The 17,691-nt window shown below is 71.7% G+C and carries 16 protein-coding genes; 9 read left to right on the top strand and 7 right to left on the bottom strand.

Annotated features, from left to right (window positions below):
• Positions 1 to 6: 6 nt before the first annotated feature.
• From ABD830_RS30285 to ABD830_RS30265, 5 genes are all read right to left on the bottom strand, one after another.
• Complete coding sequence (locus ABD830_RS30285) at positions 7 to 615, bottom strand: glycoside hydrolase family 25 protein (protein ID WP_344994717.1); 609 nt, start codon at positions 613 to 615, stop codon at positions 7 to 9.
• Positions 616 to 645: 30 nt separating this feature from the next.
• Positions 646 to 1,545, bottom strand: coding sequence for a TIGR03564 family F420-dependent LLM class oxidoreductase (locus tag ABD830_RS30280; RefSeq protein WP_344994714.1), 900 nt, complete (start codon positions 1,543 to 1,545; stop codon positions 646 to 648).
• A 144-nt stretch (positions 1,546 to 1,689) separates the two neighbouring features.
• Entirely contained in the window at positions 1,690 to 3,321 is a 1,632-nt protein-coding gene (gene pgm, locus ABD830_RS30275) for a phosphoglucomutase (alpha-D-glucose-1,6-bisphosphate-dependent) (protein WP_344994711.1), read from the bottom strand.
• A 95-nt stretch (positions 3,322 to 3,416) separates the two neighbouring features.
• Complete coding sequence (locus ABD830_RS30270) at positions 3,417 to 4,112, bottom strand: DUF2786 domain-containing protein (protein WP_344994708.1); 696 nt, start codon at positions 4,110 to 4,112, stop codon at positions 3,417 to 3,419.
• 11 nt (positions 4,113 to 4,123) lie between these two features.
• Positions 4,124 to 5,359, bottom strand: a complete 1,236-nt coding sequence (locus tag ABD830_RS30265) for a hypothetical protein (protein ID WP_344994705.1) — start codon at positions 5,357 to 5,359, stop codon at positions 4,124 to 4,126.
• A 311-nt stretch (positions 5,360 to 5,670) separates the two neighbouring features.
• On the opposite strand from ABD830_RS30265, the gene ABD830_RS30260 reads away from it, so the two are divergent.
• Genes ABD830_RS30260 through ABD830_RS30250 form a run of 3 tightly spaced genes read left to right on the top strand, consistent with a single transcriptional unit; the run spans position 5,671 to position 7,890 of the window.
• The gene (locus tag ABD830_RS30260; protein WP_344994703.1) at positions 5,671 to 6,840 is read left to right on the top strand and encodes a cytochrome P450; all 1,170 of its coding nucleotides are present in this window, start codon (positions 5,671 to 5,673) and stop codon (positions 6,838 to 6,840) included.
• A gap of 18 nt (positions 6,841 to 6,858) precedes the next feature.
• A complete protein-coding gene (locus tag ABD830_RS30255; protein ID WP_344994701.1) occupies positions 6,859 to 7,608 on the top strand; it encodes an HAD family hydrolase in 750 nt (249 codons plus the stop codon).
• Positions 7,609 to 7,617: 9 nt separating this feature from the next.
• The gene (locus tag ABD830_RS30250) at positions 7,618 to 7,890 is read left to right on the top strand and encodes a DUF4031 domain-containing protein (RefSeq protein ID WP_344994698.1); all 273 of its coding nucleotides are present in this window, start codon (positions 7,618 to 7,620) and stop codon (positions 7,888 to 7,890) included.
• Here the strand turns inward: ABD830_RS30250 and ABD830_RS30245 are convergent.
• Positions 7,837 to 8,466 carry an HD domain-containing protein gene (locus ABD830_RS30245; RefSeq protein ID WP_344994695.1) on the bottom strand — a complete coding sequence of 210 codons (630 nt, stop codon included), beginning with the start codon at positions 8,464 to 8,466 and terminating at the stop codon, positions 7,837 to 7,839. The genes ABD830_RS30250 and ABD830_RS30245 overlap by 54 nt on opposite strands.
• 92 nt (positions 8,467 to 8,558) lie before the next feature.
• Between ABD830_RS30245 and ABD830_RS30240 the strand changes: the two genes are divergently transcribed.
• The 3 genes from ABD830_RS30240 (at position 8,559) to ABD830_RS30230 (ending at position 11,715) form a co-directional block, all read left to right on the top strand.
• Entirely contained in the window at positions 8,559 to 9,725 is a 1,167-nt protein-coding gene (locus ABD830_RS30240; protein WP_344994692.1) for an alpha-hydroxy acid oxidase, read from the top strand.
• A gap of 120 nt (positions 9,726 to 9,845) precedes the next feature.
• On the top strand, positions 9,846 to 10,265 hold the full coding sequence (locus ABD830_RS30235; protein ID WP_344994689.1) for a hypothetical protein: 420 nt from the start codon (positions 9,846 to 9,848) through the stop codon (positions 10,263 to 10,265).
• A gap of 199 nt (positions 10,266 to 10,464) precedes the next feature.
• A complete protein-coding gene (locus ABD830_RS30230; protein WP_344994686.1) occupies positions 10,465 to 11,715 on the top strand; it encodes a hypothetical protein in 1,251 nt (416 codons plus the stop codon).
• Positions 11,716 to 11,725: 10 nt separating this feature from the next.
• On the opposite strand, the gene ABD830_RS30225 is transcribed toward ABD830_RS30230, so the two are convergent.
• Positions 11,726 to 12,298 carry an RNA polymerase sigma factor gene (locus tag ABD830_RS30225; protein WP_344994683.1) on the bottom strand — a complete coding sequence of 191 codons (573 nt, stop codon included), beginning with the start codon at positions 12,296 to 12,298 and terminating at the stop codon, positions 11,726 to 11,728.
• 182 nt (positions 12,299 to 12,480) lie between these two features.
• Between ABD830_RS30225 and ABD830_RS30220 the strand changes: the two genes are divergently transcribed.
• From ABD830_RS30220 to ABD830_RS30210, 3 genes are read left to right on the top strand one after another with little or no spacing between them, the layout of a single operon-like run.
• Positions 12,481 to 13,182 (top strand): Crp/Fnr family transcriptional regulator, encoded by a 702-nt coding sequence (locus ABD830_RS30220; RefSeq protein WP_344994680.1) that lies wholly within the window; start codon positions 12,481 to 12,483, stop codon positions 13,180 to 13,182.
• Positions 13,183 to 13,205: 23 nt separating this feature from the next.
• Entirely contained in the window at positions 13,206 to 14,483 is a 1,278-nt protein-coding gene (locus ABD830_RS30215; RefSeq protein WP_344994677.1) for an oxygenase MpaB family protein, read from the top strand.
• Positions 14,480 to 17,686 (top strand): ATP-binding protein, encoded by a 3,207-nt coding sequence (locus ABD830_RS30210; RefSeq protein ID WP_344994674.1) that lies wholly within the window; start codon positions 14,480 to 14,482, stop codon positions 17,684 to 17,686. The genes ABD830_RS30215 and ABD830_RS30210 overlap by 4 nt, the downstream gene beginning before the upstream one ends.
• Positions 17,687 to 17,691: the final 5 nt, after the last annotated feature.

The raw sequence follows: 17,691 nt of genomic DNA, 5'->3' as shown, positions 1-17,691 counted from the left end.
CCGATGCTATCGCGGGTGAAACCCCAGCTTTGTCAGCTCCTGCCGGCTCCCGTGGAAGACATTGCGGTCGAGCGGGCTGTGGACGTATTGGTGGATCGTCCAGTCTCGCCAGGGCCGCGGCGTTATGGGCCGGCCGCGCGGTCTCTCCGGAGCGGCGATCCACAGCGGGTATTCGCCCAGGCCCGCGCAGTTCCCGTCGCGCGCGAACGACAGGAAGGTGTAGACGAACGGCCGCACGCCGCCGTGCCGCTCGATGTGGTGGCACCAGCGGCGCGCGTACCGGGCGACCTGCTCGGGCCGGAGCCCGTCGTTGGTCTCCAGGTCGAGGGCGACGAGGTCGCCCGCCCCCTGCAGCCCGCCTGCCGCCCTGACGGTGCGGAGGAAGTGCCGCGCCTGTTCGACCGGATCGCCCTGGGGCCTGGCGAAGTGGTACGCGCCGCAGACGAGCCAGCTCTCGCGCATGCCGTTCCAGTTACGCGCGAACCGTTTGTCGGTGTAGTCGCCGCCCTCGGTGGCCTTGGCGAACGCGAAGGACACCCCGTCCTCCGCGTGATCGGCCCAGTCGACGGTCCCCTGCCAGTTGGACACATCTATGCCATGGAGCAAACGGTTCACCCCGCCGAAGCTTATCGAGCTGTCTTCCGATCAGCCCTTTGCCGCGCCGATCAGGAGGTTTCGCGTGCGGTCCTTGGCCGCGAACACCGACCCCACGAAGTCGGTCACGCCGGCCTGCCGCAGCTGGTCGATCTTGGCCAGCACGGTGTCCTCGTCGCCGACGATCGCGATGTCACCCGGGGTGGCCGCGCCCTCCTTGTCGAGCATCGCACGGTAGGAGGGGAGCTGTCCGTAGATGGCGAAGATCTCGTTCGCGCGATCGACGGCGGCGGCGGGGTCGTCGGTGACGCAGATCGGCAGCGCGCAGACGATCCTGGGCGCCTCCCGGCCCGCCTCGGCGGCGGCCGCGTTGATGGTGGGCGCGACGTGCTCGGCGACCGTCCTGGGGCCGGTCATCCAGAGGACGGTGCCGTCGGCCACGGTGCCCGCGAGCTTGAGCATGCGCGGGCCGAGCGCGGCGAGCAGCACGGGGAAGCCGGCGCCCGGCGTCGTGAGCTGGAGGTCGGCCTTGAGCGTCTCGCCGTCGTACTTGACGTGCTCGCCCCTGCGGGCCGGGAGCAGGATGTCGAGGTACTCCTTCATGTGCCGGTAGGGGCGCTCATAGCTGTAGCCGTACATGCCCTCGATGACCAGCTGGTGTGACAGGCCGATGCCCAGCGCGAGACGCCCGCCGAGTGCGGCGTTGGCGGTCATGGCCTGCTGGGCCAGAACGGCCGGATGGCGCGGGTAGGTGGGCACGACGGCGGTGCCGAGCTCGATGCCGGGCACCTGGCTCCCGGCGGCGGCCAGGGCGGTCAGCGCGTCCAAGCCGAAGATGTTGGAGAGCCAGGCGGAGGCGAAGCCGTCCTGCGCCGCCTGGGCGATCTGGTCGCGCAGCCCGCCGATCGGGTCTGGCCCTTTCGGCTCGGTCAGGTAGTAGCCGAATCTCATGACAGAACCCCGTTCTAGTGACTGAGGCGACTGTACCTTCCCACGCCGACGTGCGGTCATCCGCCGGGCCGGGCCGGATTTTTGACTTCTCCCCCGCGCGAACGTGAACGCCCGGGAGCTGCCCACGTCGCCGTGGGGGCGCGGTCAGCTCAGGGCGGCGGAGACCAGGGAGCGGGCCTCCTCCTGGACTTTGACCAGGTGGTCGGGGCCCCGGAACGACTCGGCGTAGATCTTGTAGACGTCCTCCGTCCCCGAAGGCCGCGCCGCGAACCAGGCGTTCTCCGTCGAGACCTTCACCCCGCCCAGCTCCGCCCCGTTGCCGGGCGCGGCGGTCTGCACGGCCGTGATCGGCTCGCCCGCCAGCGACGACGCCGTCACCTGCTTCGCCGACAGCTTCCCGAGCACCGCCTTCTCCTCGCGCGTCGCCGGGGCGTCCACCCGGGCGTACGCGGGCTCCCCGAACCGCTCGACCAGCTCACGGTAGTGCGCGCTCGGCGACTTGCCCGTGACGGCGAGGATCTCCGAGGCCAGCAGCGCCAGGATGATCCCGTCCTTGTCGGTCGACCACACGGACCCGTCCCGCCGCAGGAAGGACGCGCCCGCGCTCTCCTCGCCCCCGAAGCCCAGCGACCCGTCCAGCAGCCCCGGGACGAACCACTTGAAGCCGACCGGCACCTCGTAGAGCCGCCGCCCCAGAGAGGCCGCGACCCGGTCGATGATCTGGCTGCTGACCATGGTCTTGCCCACCCCGGCGTCGGCGGGCCAGCCGTCGCGGTGCGTGTAGAGGTAGGAGATGGCGACGGCCAGGTAGTGGTTGGGGTTCAGCAGGCCGCCGTCGGGGGTGACGACGCCGTGCCGGTCCGCGTCGGCGTCGTTTCCGGTGGAAATATCGTATTTGTCTCGGTTGGCGATCAAGGAGGCCATCGCGTACGGCGACGAGCAGTCCATCCGGATCTTGCCGTCCCAGTCGAGCGTCATGAACCGCCACGTCGGATCCACCAGCGGATTGACCACGGTCAGATCGATCCGGTGCCGTTCGGCGATCTCCCCCCAGTACGCCACGCTGGCCCCGCCCAGGGGATCGGCCCCGATCCGCACCCCGGCCGCCCGGATCGCGTCCAGGTCGAGCACGGACGGCAGGTCGTCCACGTACATCCCGAGGAAGTCGTAACGTCCCGCCGCGCCCACGGCCTTGGTGTACGAGACCCGCAGCACGCTCTCCAGCCCGCTCGCCAGCAGCCGGTTGGCGCGGTCCTGGATCCACGTGGTCGCGTCGGTGTCGGCGGGCCCCCCGTGCGGCGGGTTGTACTTGAAGCCGCCGTCACCGGGCGGATTGTGCGATGGCGTGATCACGACGCCGTCCGCCAACCCGGTGGTCCGCCCCTGGTTGTGCCGCAGGATGGCGTGCGAGACGGCCGGGGTCGGCGTGTAGCCGTCGCGCGTGTCGATCAGCACCTCGACCCCGTTGGCCACGAGCACCTCCAGCGCCGACACCCGCGCGGGCTCGGAGAGCGCGTGCGTGTCGATGCCGAGGAACAGCGGCCCGTCGGTCCCCTTCGACCGCCGGTACTCGCAGATGGCCTGCGTGGTCGCCAGGATGTGGTCCTCGTTGAACGCCGTCTTCAGTGACGACCCCCGGTGGCCCGACGTGCCGAACGCCACCCGCTGCCCCGCGTCGCCGGGGTCGGGATGCAGGGCGTAATAAGACGTCACGAGCCTGGCGACGTCGACGAGGTCGGCGGGCTGGGCTGGCTGTCCTGCGCGTTCGTGCGTCATAGAGGTCACTTTACCGAGAAGCCACCGAAGGGCCCTCGCCGATACGACGTGTCCAACGCGGGCATGAGGCGGGTCCAACCAGGACGGGAGGCGATTCAGCCCGGGGTCAGTTCCGGGGCGGTGGCGGTGGTCATGCCGGTGCGGCCGAGGTCGGCGCGGCGGCCGGCCGCCACCCCGTCCCGGTAGCCCGTCCCTCTCGTACGGGGCACGCTCACCCGGATGTCCGGGTAGTGGGCCGCCACCACCCGCTCCACCTCGGCCCGCCGGTCCGCCAGGACCAGCGCGGCACCCGTACCGACCTCGTCCTCGGCCCGGGACTCCGCGGCGCACAGCAACCGGTACACCTCGTCCGTGAACCCCAGCAGCCACGACCGCCGGTACGCCCGCGCGGAGGTCACGTCGCCGGGCACCCGCACGCGCGCCAGCCCCGTCGCCATCTGCAGCAGCAACGACGTGGCGAGCAGGTCGGCCCGCTCCAGATCGGCGGCGAACCCGAACACGTGCACCCGCTGGCCGCCCACCTCCCCCCGCCCGATGAGCAGCGGACGGCACCGCACGGCCTGCGCGACCAGACTGACGAGGCGGGCCTTCTCCCTGGCCCAGGGGTTGGGCAGGGTGACGATCCGGTCGCCGGGCGTCTGCCGTGTGCCCGCCGGGGGGAGCGAGTCGATGCCGTGCTTGGCCATCAGCGCCGACGCGGCCGCCATGAACGTCGCGCGCTCGTGCTCGTTGTCCGTGCGTTCGGCCTTGGCCAGGAGTTTCCTGACGCGTTCGAGCGTGCGCTCCCGCAAGCGTGCTCCCCCTACGACTTGGTCAGCACCCTCCCGTCGGCCGCGATGGCGGGGAAGGCGCCCGTGTCGACGATGCCGTGCTGCTGGAACAGCGCCTCGATGAGGGCGTGCGCCTGCGGCTCGAGCTTCCACAGGGCACGATACTCGCGCGCCGTGGCCAGCGAGATGCCGATCTCCTGGGCGATGTCCACCGTGCGAGGCACGATGCCCTTGGCGATCTGGCTGTCCCAGTACGCGCGGGCCTTGCGCATCAGCGCCGCCCGCTGGGCGGTGTCGACCACCTGCGGGGTGGTGTCGAGCACCTCGATGTCGTCCTCCTCATCGACGAGCTCGGCCAGCGCGGGCGGCAGCGCCGGGCGGGCGGGCACCGGGCGCTGCTCGGGCTCCGGCTCCCAGGGCACGCGGGGGTCGGCGTCGATGAGGGCTGTGGTGTTGTACAGGGCGGCGATCTGGGCCAGCAGCGCCTCCTGGCGGGCCTGGTCGACGGCCAGGCCGGTGTGCTCGACGGCCTGGTCCATGGCCTTGTCGAGCTTGGCCAGCGCGGCGCGCATCTTGCGCTCGGAGGCGCCCCCCTCGCGCAGCGCCTTGGCCCGCTTGGCGGCCAGCGCGACGCGGGTCAGCCTGCGGTGCGCGTCGACCTCGCTCGCCGTACGGTCGCTGACCTCGGCCAGCCCCATCCTGACCAGCAGCCGCTCGGGCGTCAGACGCCAGTTGATCCGGCCGGTGCCGCGGATGCGGTGGCGTTCGATGGCCATGCCGCGCTCCCACAACCAGGCGGCCACGAGGGGGGCGGCGAGCCTGAACACCGCCTCGGGGAGGCTGCGCGCGTCCATGCTGGACAGCACGGCGGTCAGGCACGTCAGCGCCCACACGGCGATGCCGTCGATCCCGGCGGAGAAGTTCTCGCGCATGTTGCGGCGGGCGCGTACCGCGCTCGTGATGATCGCGACCTCGATGAACGCGAACAGCAGCAGCCTGAGCGGCCCGTCCAGGCCCAGCACGTCCCCGGAGAAGCGCCACATGCCCTGCGCGGACACGCCGGTGGCGATGGAGGCGGCGACGACGGTCAGCACGTCCTCGATGGGACGGGGGGCGACGTATCGCGCGAACAACCAGGCGCAGACGCGCCAGGCGATCCTGAGCACCAGGAACGCCAGCACCAGCCCCGCCAGGCTCAGCAGCGCGATGACGGCGGTGGCGAGCGGCTTCTCGGTGACGAAGGCTGTTATTTCCTCAAATGTCGGCATCAGTCACTATCCGTGATGGCTCAAACTCCGGCTCTATGCGACGAGATCATCGCAGAATGTCGTCATCTTGTACGCCAAACGACAGCTGGCGCCCCATTTTGCCCCCGTTTCCCTGCTGTTCCGGGCTTGAGGGGAGGTGCGCCAGACGCCCGAGAGCGGCCTCGGCGATGACGACGGACCGGGACAGGGTGACCACGGTGCCGACCGGAAATTCCTCCTTGGGGAGGGCAACATCCGCCGTCCCGGGTGGCACCATCTATGCAGGGATTTATCCCGACATGGTGTGATGCATCCCATCAGGACGGATATCGATGTCAGACAATGAGTTCCCACTCGTCCAGTTCATGCGTGAGGGGTTCGACCCCGTAGGCGAACTCGGGCGCATCCGGGCCGAGCACCCGGTCTTCCCCATGGAGATCCCGGGCGGCCAGACCGTGTACCTCGTCTCGCGCTGGGATGATGTACGGGGCGTCCTGAGCGACCACGAGCGCTTCAGCAACGACTTCGCCGGGGTGATCGGCCTCGGCTCCAACCAGGAGGACCCGGGCGGCCTGGGGTTCCGTGACCCGCCCGAGCACACCCGGCTGCGCAAGTACCTGACGCCCGAGTTCACCATGCGCCGCCTGCGCAGGCTGGAGCCGCGCATCGAGGCGATGGTCGAGGAGCACCTGGACCGCATCGAGGCCAAGGGCTCCCCGGTGGACCTGGTCGAGGAGTTCGCGCTGCCGATCCCGTCGCTGGTGGTGTGCGAGCTGCTCGGCGTCCCGTACGAGGAGCGCGCGGACTTCGTCAAGATCAGCAAGGACCGGTTCGACTTCACGGCCGGGCCGGAGGCGTCGCTGCAGGCGATCAACGACGCCATGACGTACCTGATCGACCTGGTCGCGCGGGAGCGGCAGAACCCGGGCGAGGGGCTGCTCGGCCAGCTGCTGCGCGAGCACGGTGACGAGCTCGACGACCGTACGCTCGCCAGCATGGCCGACGGGCTGCTGACCGGCGGGCACGACACCAGCACCAGCATGCTCGCCCTCGGCACCCTGTGGCTGCTGCGCAACCCCGAGCAGGCCGCCAAGGTGCGCGAGGTCGACGGGTACGTCAACGACGTCGTCGAGGAGCTGCTGCGCTACATGACGGTCGTCCAGGTGGCCTTCCCGCGCTTCGCCCGCGACGACCTCGAGCTGCACGGCGTGCCGATCAAGAAGGGCGAGATGGTGCTCTGCTCGCTCACCGCCGCCAACCGCGACCCCGCCCTGGGCGAGGACATGGACGAGGTACGGCCCGGCAGGGAGACGGCGGGCTCGCACATGGCGTTCGGCCACGGCATCCACCGCTGCATCGGCGCGCCGCTCGCGCAGATGGAGATGCGCATCGCCTTCCCCGCCCTGCTGCGCCGCTTCCCGGGGCTGCGCGTCGCGGGCGAGGTGCCGTTCAGGGAACTCGCCATCGTCTACGGGGTCAAAGAGCTACCCGTCGCCTGGTAGAGAGGCTACGTTCGCAATGTGAACGAGCCTGTCATCGATCTGACCTCGATCAACGCCGTCGTGTTCGACACCGACGGCGTTGTCACCGACACCGCTCGGGGGCACGCGGCCGCCTGGAAGCACGTCTTCGACGCTTTCCTGCGCGGCCGCTCAGAGCCGTTCGACATCCGCTACGACTATCTGCGCCACGTGGACGGCCGCCCGCGCCTGGACGGCATCCGCGCCTTCCTCGGGGCACGCGGCATCACGCTGCCCGAAGGCTCGCCGGAGGACGAGCCGGGCGCGGCGACCGTGCACGGGCTCGGCCTGGCCAAGGACGAGATCTTCATGGGTCAGGTGGAGAAGTACGGCGTGGCCGCATTCCCGTCCACGGTGGCGCTCCTGCACGAGCTGCGTCAGCGCGGCGCCCGTACCGCGGCGGTCTCCGCCAGCCTGCACGGCCGCAAGCTGGTCACGTCGGCCGGCGTGATGCGCCTGTTCGACCTGCTGGTGGACGGCAACGACGCGGCGCTGATGAACCTGCCGGGCAAGCCCGACCCCGCGCTCTTCCTGGAGGCGGCGCGCCGCCTGGCGCTGCCCGCGGCCAGGGTCGCGGTGGTGGACGCGGCGCTGCCCGGCGTGGAGGCGGGCAGGAAGGGCGCGTTCGGGCTGGTCGTCGCGGTGGCCAGGGAAGGCGCCGCCGCGGCCGAGCTGCGCGCGGCGGGCGCCGAGGTCGTGGTGTCCGACCTGGCCGAGCTGATGATCAGGGGCAAGGTCCCGCCCGTCTAACCTTGGGTCGTGACCGTTCTCATCGATCCGCCCAACTGGCCCGGGCCGCGTGGCCTGATGTGGTCGCATCTGGTCAGCGACAGCTCGCTGGCGGAGCTGCACGACTTCGCCTCGCGGCTCGGGGTGCCTGAGCGGGCGTTCGACCGCGATCACTACGACGTGCCGGAGACCGTGCACGCCCGTGCGGTGGAGCTGGGGGCGGAGGCGGTCAGCTCGCGTGAGCTGCTGCTACGGCTGGTCGCCTCCGGCCTGCGCCGCCGCAAGCGCCGCCAGCTCCCGTGACATGTTCGCCCGTGCCCGCTCCTCCCACAGCTCGCGCGCGCGTCCGGTCCGGTAGAGGCGCGGTACGGCCAGCAGCCGGCGCAGCACCTCGGCCCGTCCCTTCCTGAACAGGTCGTCGGGCACGTGGGCGTACTCCTGCCGGATCCTCGCGGCGTACTCGTCATAGCCGGGCCGGCCGAGCACGGCCAGGTCGGCGTCGCACAGGACGGCGCCGTTGCGGTCCCCGGCGGCGAGCGTGTCGTGGGCGGCGGTGAGACGTACGAGCCGCGCGACCTCGGCCACCCGCGAGACGGGCACCCCGCACGCGGGCAGGCGTGACTGGGCGAGCTGGGCGCTGCGCTCCTCGTCCCGGCCGGGCCGCCCGTCGTAGACGGCGTCGTGGAACCAGGCGGCGAGGCGTACCGCGGCGGGGTCCTCCGCGAGAGCGGCGAGCGGGGAGATCGCGGCGAGCACCGCGGCGAGGTGGTCGAGGGTGTGGTAGCGGCGGTGCGGCTCCGACCAGCGGGCGATCAGCTCCGCCCCCGTGGCCAGGGAGGCGGGCGACTCCCCCGCCAGCGCGGTCCAGTCGTCGATCACCACCCCACCGTACCTTTGATAGCGTCCTGGGTATCGAGCCGAACCAGCGGGAGCCCCGGCGCCTGCCCCGATGGCGGGAGCTGAGGGCCGTCATGCCTGCGCGGCCCCGGCTCTCCAGGGCGCGGCGGGTGGCGGACGCCGCCGACGTCGCCGACCTCCGGCTGCTGGCCAGGAGGCGCGCCCCGCGCATGGTGTTCGACTACGTGGACGGCGCGGCCGAGGGCGAGCGCTCGATGGCCAGGGCGGTGGAGGCGTTCGACCGGGTGGAGTTCAGCCCGCGGGTCCTGCGCGACGTCGCCGCGGCCCCGACCGCCGTCGAGATCCTGGGCCGGCGGATCGCGATGCCGCTCGTGCTGGGGCCCACCGGCTTCACCAGGATGATGCACCGCGAGGGCGAGCGGGCCGTGGCGCGGGCGGCCGAGCGGGCGGGCGTGCCGTACACGCTGTCCACCATGGGCACCACGACCGCCGCCGGCGTGGCCGCCGCGGCGCCCGGCGGATGGAACTGGTTCCAGCTGTACGTGGTCCGCGACCGCGCCCGCACGCTGGAGACGCTCTCCCTGGCGCGGGAGGCGGGCATGGACGTGCTCGTGGTGACCGTGGACGTGCCGGTCGCCGGGGCGCGGCTGCGTGACGTGCGGCACGGGCTGACGGTCCCGCCCGCGCTGCGCTGGCGCAGCGTGCTGCAGGCGGTGCGGCATCCGGCGTGGTGGTTCGACTTCCTCACCAGCGAGCCGCTCAGGTTCGCCACCGTGAACGGGGCGCCCGACGACCTGGCCGGGATCACGAACCTGATGTTCGACCCCTCCGTGACCGTCGCCGACCTGGAGTGGATCCGGTCGGCGTGGCTGGGGCGGCTGCTGGTCAAAGGGGTGCAGCGGGTGGACGACGCCAAGGAGCTGGCGGCCGTGGGGGTGGACGGCGTCGTCGTGTCCAACCACGGCGGGCGGCAGCTCGACCGCGCCCCGACGCCGCTGGAGCTGCTGCCCCACGTGGTGGCCGCCGTGGGCGACCGCACGGAGGTCTTCCTGGACGGCGGCGTGCGGAGCGGGGCCGACGTGGCCGCGGCGGTCGCGCTGGGCGCGAGGGCCTGCTTCGTGGGCCGCGCCTACCTCTACGGGCTGATGGCCGGCGGCGAGCTCGGCGTGCGCCGGGTGCTCGACCTGCTCCACGCCGAGCTCGTACGCACCCTTCAGCTGATGGGCGTCGGCGGGGTCGCCGAGCTCACCTCCGACATGGTGCGCATCAGGGAAAGGTGACGGCCCCAGCACTCTCCATACCCGTCATCCATTGACAACACGGACGCGTATTTCGGCGCCTCCGTCGCCGCTCTGCTCCTTCACACGGGGACGACGTTCCCACCGCACAAGGAGATCGGAATGGCTACCGGAGAATTCCAGGTGATGAAGGTAACGGCCGAGCAGTTAGCCGGCGTTCTCCACAGCCAGGTTGTCGACCCCGGCGCTCAACCCACGAACGTCGTCTGCAGCACCGAGGGTTGGACCGTGGACGTGAACTGGGAGGTCACCGGCGAGCTCGTCGACTGGCTGTCGGGCCGCTGGAATGTGGAGATCATCGCCGACCTGGTGGGAGGTGGCGAGTCGAGGCATCCCTCATCTCCTGTGGAACTGACCTTCACCCCCGGCTCGGGCCGGTACACCGCGTCCGTCCCCATGCGCGGTCAGCTCGCTCCCGGCATCTATGACCTGGTGGTCAACCTCACCACCACGACCGCCGCCGGCACCGCGGGGGCGCTCGGCGGGTTCGTGGTGCTGAGCAAGATCGTGGTCAAGGAGTGACGCGCGCCGCCCCGGGCGGCCCGTCCGGGGCGGCCCGTCCGGGGCGGCGCCTGCTGCCGCTCGGCGACCTGCAAGCCCGTCGCAAGTCGGGCCTTCTACGCTCCTGGCGTGGCGGCCACGGGGGAAAGGCGGGCCGCCGGACGTATCTGACGCCGCTGGAGACGCTCTAACTCCTCGAGGCGAACCAACGGGAGACCCCATGGCCGACACTACGATGACCGCGGACGACGTCCTGCGCATCGCCGCGTACAAGGACCGGAGCCCGGCTCTTGAGGCGATGGTCATCGCCTACAGCTACCACCGCGTCGCGGGGGACCTCGCCCAGCACCTGGGCAAGGACGCGAACAACTGGTACTGCTACGCCACCTGGACCTCCAAGGCCGTCGGAGAGAGCCTCGACCTGGGCCCCGACTCGCCGTTCATCATGGACTTCAGCAGGAAGATGCGGGTGCCCCACCGCTTCAAGCGGGTGTTCAGGGCGGTGCTGCTCACCCTGCTCGGCCCCAGCTACCAGCTCGGGCTCGCGCTGGCCAACCGGGCCATCTTCCTGGAGACCGCGAGTCTGGCCGTCAACCTGTGGAACGACTCCCCCGACCGCTACCTCAGGGTGAGCCCGGAGTCGGACCTGACGCCGACCCCGCCGGAGTTCCTGACCGAACTGCTGGCCGAGGCCGACGACCGCTACCTGAAGGACGCCGCGCAGCTCCTGGTCGAGGCCAGGCAGGCCACCGACCCGGAGGCGCGGGCCGAGCTCATGTTCGGCGCCAGCATCGCGCTGTCGGCCTACGAGCAGGCCCGCGCGCAGAAGGCCCTGGAGCTGGTGCTCTACCGGCCGGTCAGGTGGCTGACACGGGTGTCGTGGCGGTCGCTGCGCTCGCTGGTCACCCGGCGGCCCTTCCCCCGCTTCCGCCTGTACGCGGCGCGGCACGAGGACCAGCCGTGGCTGACGCGCTGGCTGGAGAAGCAGTGGTCCTCGCTCTACACCCGCCACCTGTTCGCCGTGAAGACGCCGCTCAGCGACGTCAAGGTCGGCAGGCCGCTCACGGCGCCGGCGGGGGTGGACATGGCGAAGGTCTGGGCGCCGATCCAGAACGAGAAGGTGCGCAAGCTCGCCGAGGCGTTCATCACCGAGGACCAGGAGGCGTCCACGGCCGGGGTGACCGACTGGGTCTCCTATCCCGACCGCATGCGCTTCATCGTCAGCTATTTCCGCGTCTACCAGCACGTCGCCGCGCTCTACGACGTGCCCTTCGCCAAGGACGTCGCCGACGGCCTCGCCGAGGAGATGCGGCGCGGGCTGGTCCCCCAGGCCGTCAGCGGCATGCTCGCCCGGGGCGGCCGCAGGGTCTACCGCTACCCGGCGGAGTCCGACCCGGACGCGTACGAGATGGCGCACTTCGACTTCGAGCCGTTCCTGGAGGCGATCCAGCTTGACCCGTCGGCGAAGTGAGCGAAGTGAGTCAGTCCAGGAAGTCGCGGGTGATCTCGCGGGCCTGAAGGAGGCCGCGTAGCTTCGCGAAACAGCGGGCTCGGGTGGGCCCGATGCTCCCTACCGGCCTGCCCAGCCTGCGTGCCACGTCCACGTAGTGCGGCTCGGAGGTTTCCGTGAGCGCCCTGAACAGGACCCGCTGCGCTGCCGGCAGCTCCTCGACGAGCTCGGCCAGCGTGCCGGCCAGCCAGATCCTGGCCAGCTCCCTGTCCACGTCGTCGGTGCTGCCCAGCGTGTCGAGGTCGGGGGTGCAGATCTCCTTGGTCCGCTTGCTGAGCTTGAGGCACTCGCGGAAGGCGATCGTGGCCAGCCAGCCCGCCATGCGCTGGCCGTCCTCCACGCTCCTGAGGTTCTGCCAGGCCAGCAGCCAGGTCGTCTGGAGCACGTCCTGGGAGTCCTCGTGGCTGAGCCTGAACCGGCGGATGCGTGCCTTGAGCATGGGGCTGAACTCCTCGACCAGCCGCTCCCACGCCTCGGCGTCGCCGTCCTGCGCGGCCGAGACCAGGGTTGCCGTGTCGGGCCGTTCGATGGTGTCCACGTACATGTCGATCTCCCTGCCTGGCCGGGTGTTCGGGGGGTCGCCATTACCGGCCGGCACCCCTACGGTGCGCCGAGTGATCGCTTGGAGCTGTCTTGTGCGTGACAGTCCAGATGTGTTCCGCATCACACCTGGGAGATCGCTTGTCGCCGGCTGTCCCTGCGCGGGATGCGGCCTAAAGTTCTCGCATGAGCGGGTTTCCACGCGACATCCAGCCGGTCGCCGCCGTGCTGGCGGAGATCCCGCTGTTCCGCGTACTCGGAGAGAGCGGCATCGAGACCACGGCGCGGGCGGGGCTGTCGAGGCGCTACCGGTCGGGGCAGATCATCTGCCACCAGGGGGACCCGGGAGAGTCCTTCTACGTGCTGCTGGACGGCCTGGTGAAGGTGGTGTTCACGACCGAGCACGGCGACGAGATCGTGCTCAACATGCTCGGCCGCGGCGACACCTTCGGCGAGATGGCCCTGCTGGACGGCTCGCCGCGCTCGGCGTCGATCGTGACGGTGCGCCCCGCGTGGGCGTTCGTGCTGCCCAGGGCGCGGCTGCTGGAGCTCATGCGGGAGCATCCGGCGCTGGCCGACGAGTTCCTGCGCATGCTCGGCCACATGGTGCGCAGGCTCACCGACCAGGCGGCCGACCTGGCCTTCCTCGACCTGGGCGGGCGGCTGGCCAAGCTGCTGCTGCAACTGGCCGACAAGCACGGCCAGGCCGACGGGGTGGTGGACCTGCCCGGGATCACCCAGTCCGACCTCGCCGCGCTGATCGGCGCGTCGCGGCCGGCGGTCAACCGGGCGCTGCAGTCCCTCGTCGCGAGGCGCCTCATCGCCGTCGAAGGCCGCACGATCACGCTGCTGGATGTCGCCGCCCTGCGGAAACGGGGTGGCCTCTGACCGAGATCTGGAGTACGGGGTAGATGAACGATCATGACCGCTGGCCGGAGGAGAGGTTCCGGCAGCTGAGGCAGCAGGCCGACCCGGACATCGACAAGGTGGTGGCCGGCTATCTCGACGACCAGCCCGCGGGCACGGGGCCGCTCGAGCTGGTGAAGGCGGTGGTCCAGGAGCTGTCGGCGGCCAAGCAGGAGGCCAGGGCGCCCTCGGGCGAGCCGCCCGCCTCGGAGATCTTCGCGGCCATCGACTTCGCCGCGGACCTGCCCGAGTGGGGCGACGACCGCGAGCTGCTGGCCAAGGGGCAGGCCGTGTTCGCCGACTACGGGCTCTACCAGGCGGCCGCGCTGTTCTGCAAGTGCCTGCCGATGGCGTACGTCGAGGTGTCCAGCGCCAAGGTGCTGGCCGGCGTCTCGCGGCTGGCCACGCACGGCCTCACCCGCCGGGTGGCCGAGACCGGGCAGATGCTGGTCGACGTGATGGGGCTGAAGGCCGTCAACAGCCTGGAGCCCGGCCGTCCCGGCCACACCACGGCGATCGGGCTGCGGATCCTCCACTCGTTCGTGCGCGCGCTGGTCAACGAGCGCTTCGCCGGCCACTGGGACACCGCGCGGTTCGGCCCGCCGGTCAATCAGGAGCTCCTGCTCGCCACCATCTTCGACTTCTCCGTGGTGACGTGGGAGGCTCTGGAGAGCATGGGCGTGACGCTCTCCGACGAGCAGCGCGCGGCCCACCTCTACACATGGAGTGTGTTCGGCCACCTCATGGGTGTGGAGGCCTGCCGCGACAGACCTCTCACGCTCGACGACGTCGAGCCGGTCAGCGAACGCCTGGGCCGCCTGTACGAGTCCAGCGACGAGGGCCGCCGGCTGATGGCCAGGCTGCTCGAGGAGATGGAGGGGTTCATGCACCTGGGGTGGCGCAAGCTGCCGCGCAGCCTGGTGCACTGGGTCTTCCGCGACGCCAGGTACGGCGCCGACCGCGTTCCCGAGCTCCTGGGCGTGCCGAAGCCGGCCTGGTGGTTCACGGGGCTGTTCACGGTGGCGCGCGCGGCGCACCGGCATTCCAGGCTGGCCGGGCCGGTCGACGGCGTGGTGCGCTGGCTGGTGCGCCGGGTTGGGCGGCAGCTCGTGATCGCCCTGATCGACCGCCACTCCGACGGGCAGGCGGCGTTCCGGATCCCCGAGGAGCTGGCGCGTGCCTGGCGGATCAGGCAGTCGCGTCCGGCGGTGAAGACGCGCGCGATCCGCCGCACCGTCCGCAAGACACTGCGAGCGCCCGTCCAGGGAGGGTCGCGCAGGTGACCGTTCTGCACGCGCCCGGCACGCTGACCACGGCGACGATCCTCTTCACCGACGTGGTCAGCTCCACCGCCATGCGGATCAGGCTCGGCGAGGAACGCGCCAACGTCGTCTTCCGCCGCCTGTACCAGCTGCTCCGGTCCGTGGTGACGGCCAACGGCGCCACGTTCACCAAGAGCCTGGGCGACGGGCTGATGGCCGTCTTCGACTCGGCGACGGCCGGGCTCGACGCGACCATCGCGGTGGAGCAGGCGGTGGCCGACGAGAACGAGCGCGCCCTGGAGAAGATCTCCATCAGGGCCGCGCTCGCCGCGGGCGACGTGTGCTGGGGCCATGACGACGTCAGCGGGCTGCCGACCGTCGAGGCGGCCCGCCTGGTCGCCATCGCCGAGGGCGGCCAGGTGCTCTGCACCGATCTCGTACGGCGGCTGGCGCAGGGGCGGAGCCGGCACGAGTTCAAGGACCTGGGTCGGCTGCCGGGCAAGGGCCTGCGCGAGCCGATGCACACGTACGAGCTGCACTGGCAGGCCGCCGACCACCACGAGATGGGCGGGCTGGCCCCGTGGCTGGACGACGGCCACGTGCTGCCGTTCGTGGGCAGGGACGAGGAGCTGCGGGCGCTCGACAGGGAGCTGGCGACGGCCGAGTTCGGCAGCGGGCTGGTGGTCCTCCAGGGTGACCCGGGGGTCGGCAAGACCCGGCTGGCGTCGGAGGTGGCCAGGCGGGCGCTCAAGCGGCAGTTCACGGTGCTGGCGGGGCGGTGCACCGATCCGGCGCGGCAGGCGTACGAGCCGATCGCCGGCGCCGTGGAGCGGCTGGCCCGCACCTCGCCCGCGCTGCTGCTGCGGGCCGGGGTCGACCAGCAGTGCGGCCAGCTCGTCCGCCTCGCGCCCTCGCTGGCCGCTCCCCCGCTGTCGCTGCAGGTGCCGCCGGCCACCGAGCCCGTGTCCGAGCGCTACCACCTGATGGCCGCGGCGCGCACGCTGATCGAGCGTCTGACCACCGTACGGCCGGTGCTGCTGGTGATCGACGACCTGCAGTGGGCGACGCTGGAGTCGCTGCAGATGCTGAACGCCCTCATGTGGGACTCCGAGTCCCTGCCGCTGCTGGTCCTCGCCACCTCCCGGCCCGTGCCGGTCGAATCGGCCATGCCGGAACTGCACAAGCTGACCGCCGACGGCCACCTGATCGAGGTCCCCTCCTTCGGGCCGGACGAGGTCTCCCACGCGCTGGCGGAGGTGCGCGGCGGGGGCGACTCCGCGCTGCTGCACCGGATCACCGGCGGCAACGCGTTCCTCATCAGCGAGGTGGTCAGGGAGCTGGCCGCGGGTAAGGACCTCGACGCGCTGACCGTGCCCGACTCGGTGACGCGGATGGTCATGGCGCGGCTGGCGCAGCTCCACCCGGACGCCAGGGACCTGGTCAACCTGCTGGCCGTCGGCGAGCGCATGGACTCGGCGGAGCTGCGGCTCGGGCTCGACCTCGACGAGGGCAGGTTCGTGGCCGCGGTGGAGGAGGCCATGGGCGCGGGCCTGGTGACCATGTCGGACGGCGGGGCCTGCCAGTTCTCCCACGAGCTGACCAGGAACGCCCTCTACTCCAAGCTCTCCGCCCCGCGCGCCGGGCTGCTGCACGGGCGGGTGGCCGACGCGCTGTGCCAGACGGATCCGCGTGCCATGGAGACCCGGCCGTACGTCGTGGCCGCCCACTTGATGGCCGCCGCCGAGCACGGCCACGACCCGGCCCGCGTCGGCGCCGCGGCCGAGGCGGGCGCGCGCGCCGCCCAGCACGCGCTGGCCGGGCTGGCGCACCGCGAGGCGGTCACCTGGTACCAGCGGGTGCTCGACCTGCTGCAGGACTTCCCCGGCGCCACGCTGGAGCGGCGCGCGGAGCTGCTGGTGGAGTGCGGCAGGGCGAAGTGGCTGGCCGGCGACCCTGACGCCAGGCAGACGCTGGCGCAGGCGGCCGACCTGGCCAGGCAGTGCGAGCGCAACGACCTGATCGTCATGGCGGCGCTCGGCGGCGACCGCGGCTTCTCCACCATCTCGGCGGCGCCCGACCAGCAGCGCATCGCGCTGCTGACCGAGGCGCGCAGGCTGGTCGACTCCACCGATCTGAGCACCAGGGCGCTCCTGGCGGCCAAGCTCGCCTCGGAGCTCATCTGGGCGCCCGACGGCGAGCGGCGCTTCGCGCTGAGCGACGAGGCGGTGGCCCTGGCCCGCAAGTCGGGCGATCCGCGCACGCTCGCCGGCGTGCTCGGGCTGCGCAGCCTCACGATCATCCCCGCCGACCCGCTGCACCAGCGCCACCGCGACGGCGACGAGATGCTGGAGGCGGCCCGCCGCACGGGCGACGACCTGGCGCTCTTCCACGCGTACGTGCAGCGCACTCCCCCGGTGCTCGACCACGGCGACGTGACCAAGGCCGCGACCCTGCTCGACAGGGCCGACGAGCTGGCGCACCGGCTGGCCCAGCCGCACCTCAACTGGCTGATCGGCTACTCCAAGGCCGGGCTGACGCTGATGCAGGGCGACCTGGCGCAGGCCGAGTCGGAGGCGGTGTCGGCCATGCGGCTCGGCTCGGAGATCGGCCGCCGCCTGGAGGCCGTGGCCATCTTCTCGGAGCAGATCGCCGAGATCCGGCGGCTGCAGGGCCGGCTGTGGGAGCTGGGCGACCGGCTCCGCCGCGCCGCCCAGGCGCCGCGCGTGGACCCGGTCCACGCGGTGCTGCGCTACCTGTGCGAGATGGCCGACGAGGAGGCGGCTCCGCTGCTGGAGCGCATCCTCGCGTACGGGGGCGCGACGCCGCCGCGCAACATGGCCCACCGGCCCGCCCTGGACAACCTCGCCGTGGCCGCCTCCCGCCTGGGGCGGGCGGAGCTGGCAGGACAGCTGTACGACGCGCTGGCCTCCGACGGGGAGACGTTCGGGCACGGCACGGTGGCCCACCACTGCGGGCACCACTACCTGGCGCACCTGTGCGTGACGATGGGCTCGCCGCAGCGGGCCGCGGAGCACTTCGAGGCCGCGGCCGAGGTGCACGAGCGGCAGGGGGTGCCGCTCATGCTGGCGGAGTCGCTGCTGGACTGGGCCGACCTGCTGGAGCAGAAGTCGATGAGCGGGCCCAAGCCGGCGGACCTCCGCAAATGGTGCGCCTCGCTGCTGTCCGGCCGCGGGGCACTGCTGCTGGAGCGGCGGCTCCGTTGATCTCG

Origin of the sequence: Nonomuraea helvata (assembly GCF_039535785.1) — a bacterium.
In the GTDB taxonomy this organism is placed as follows: domain Bacteria; phylum Actinomycetota; class Actinomycetes; order Streptosporangiales; family Streptosporangiaceae; genus Nonomuraea; species Nonomuraea helvata.
The sequence above is the reverse complement of the archived record's forward strand: the minus strand, read 5'-3'. Positions and strand labels throughout refer to the sequence as shown.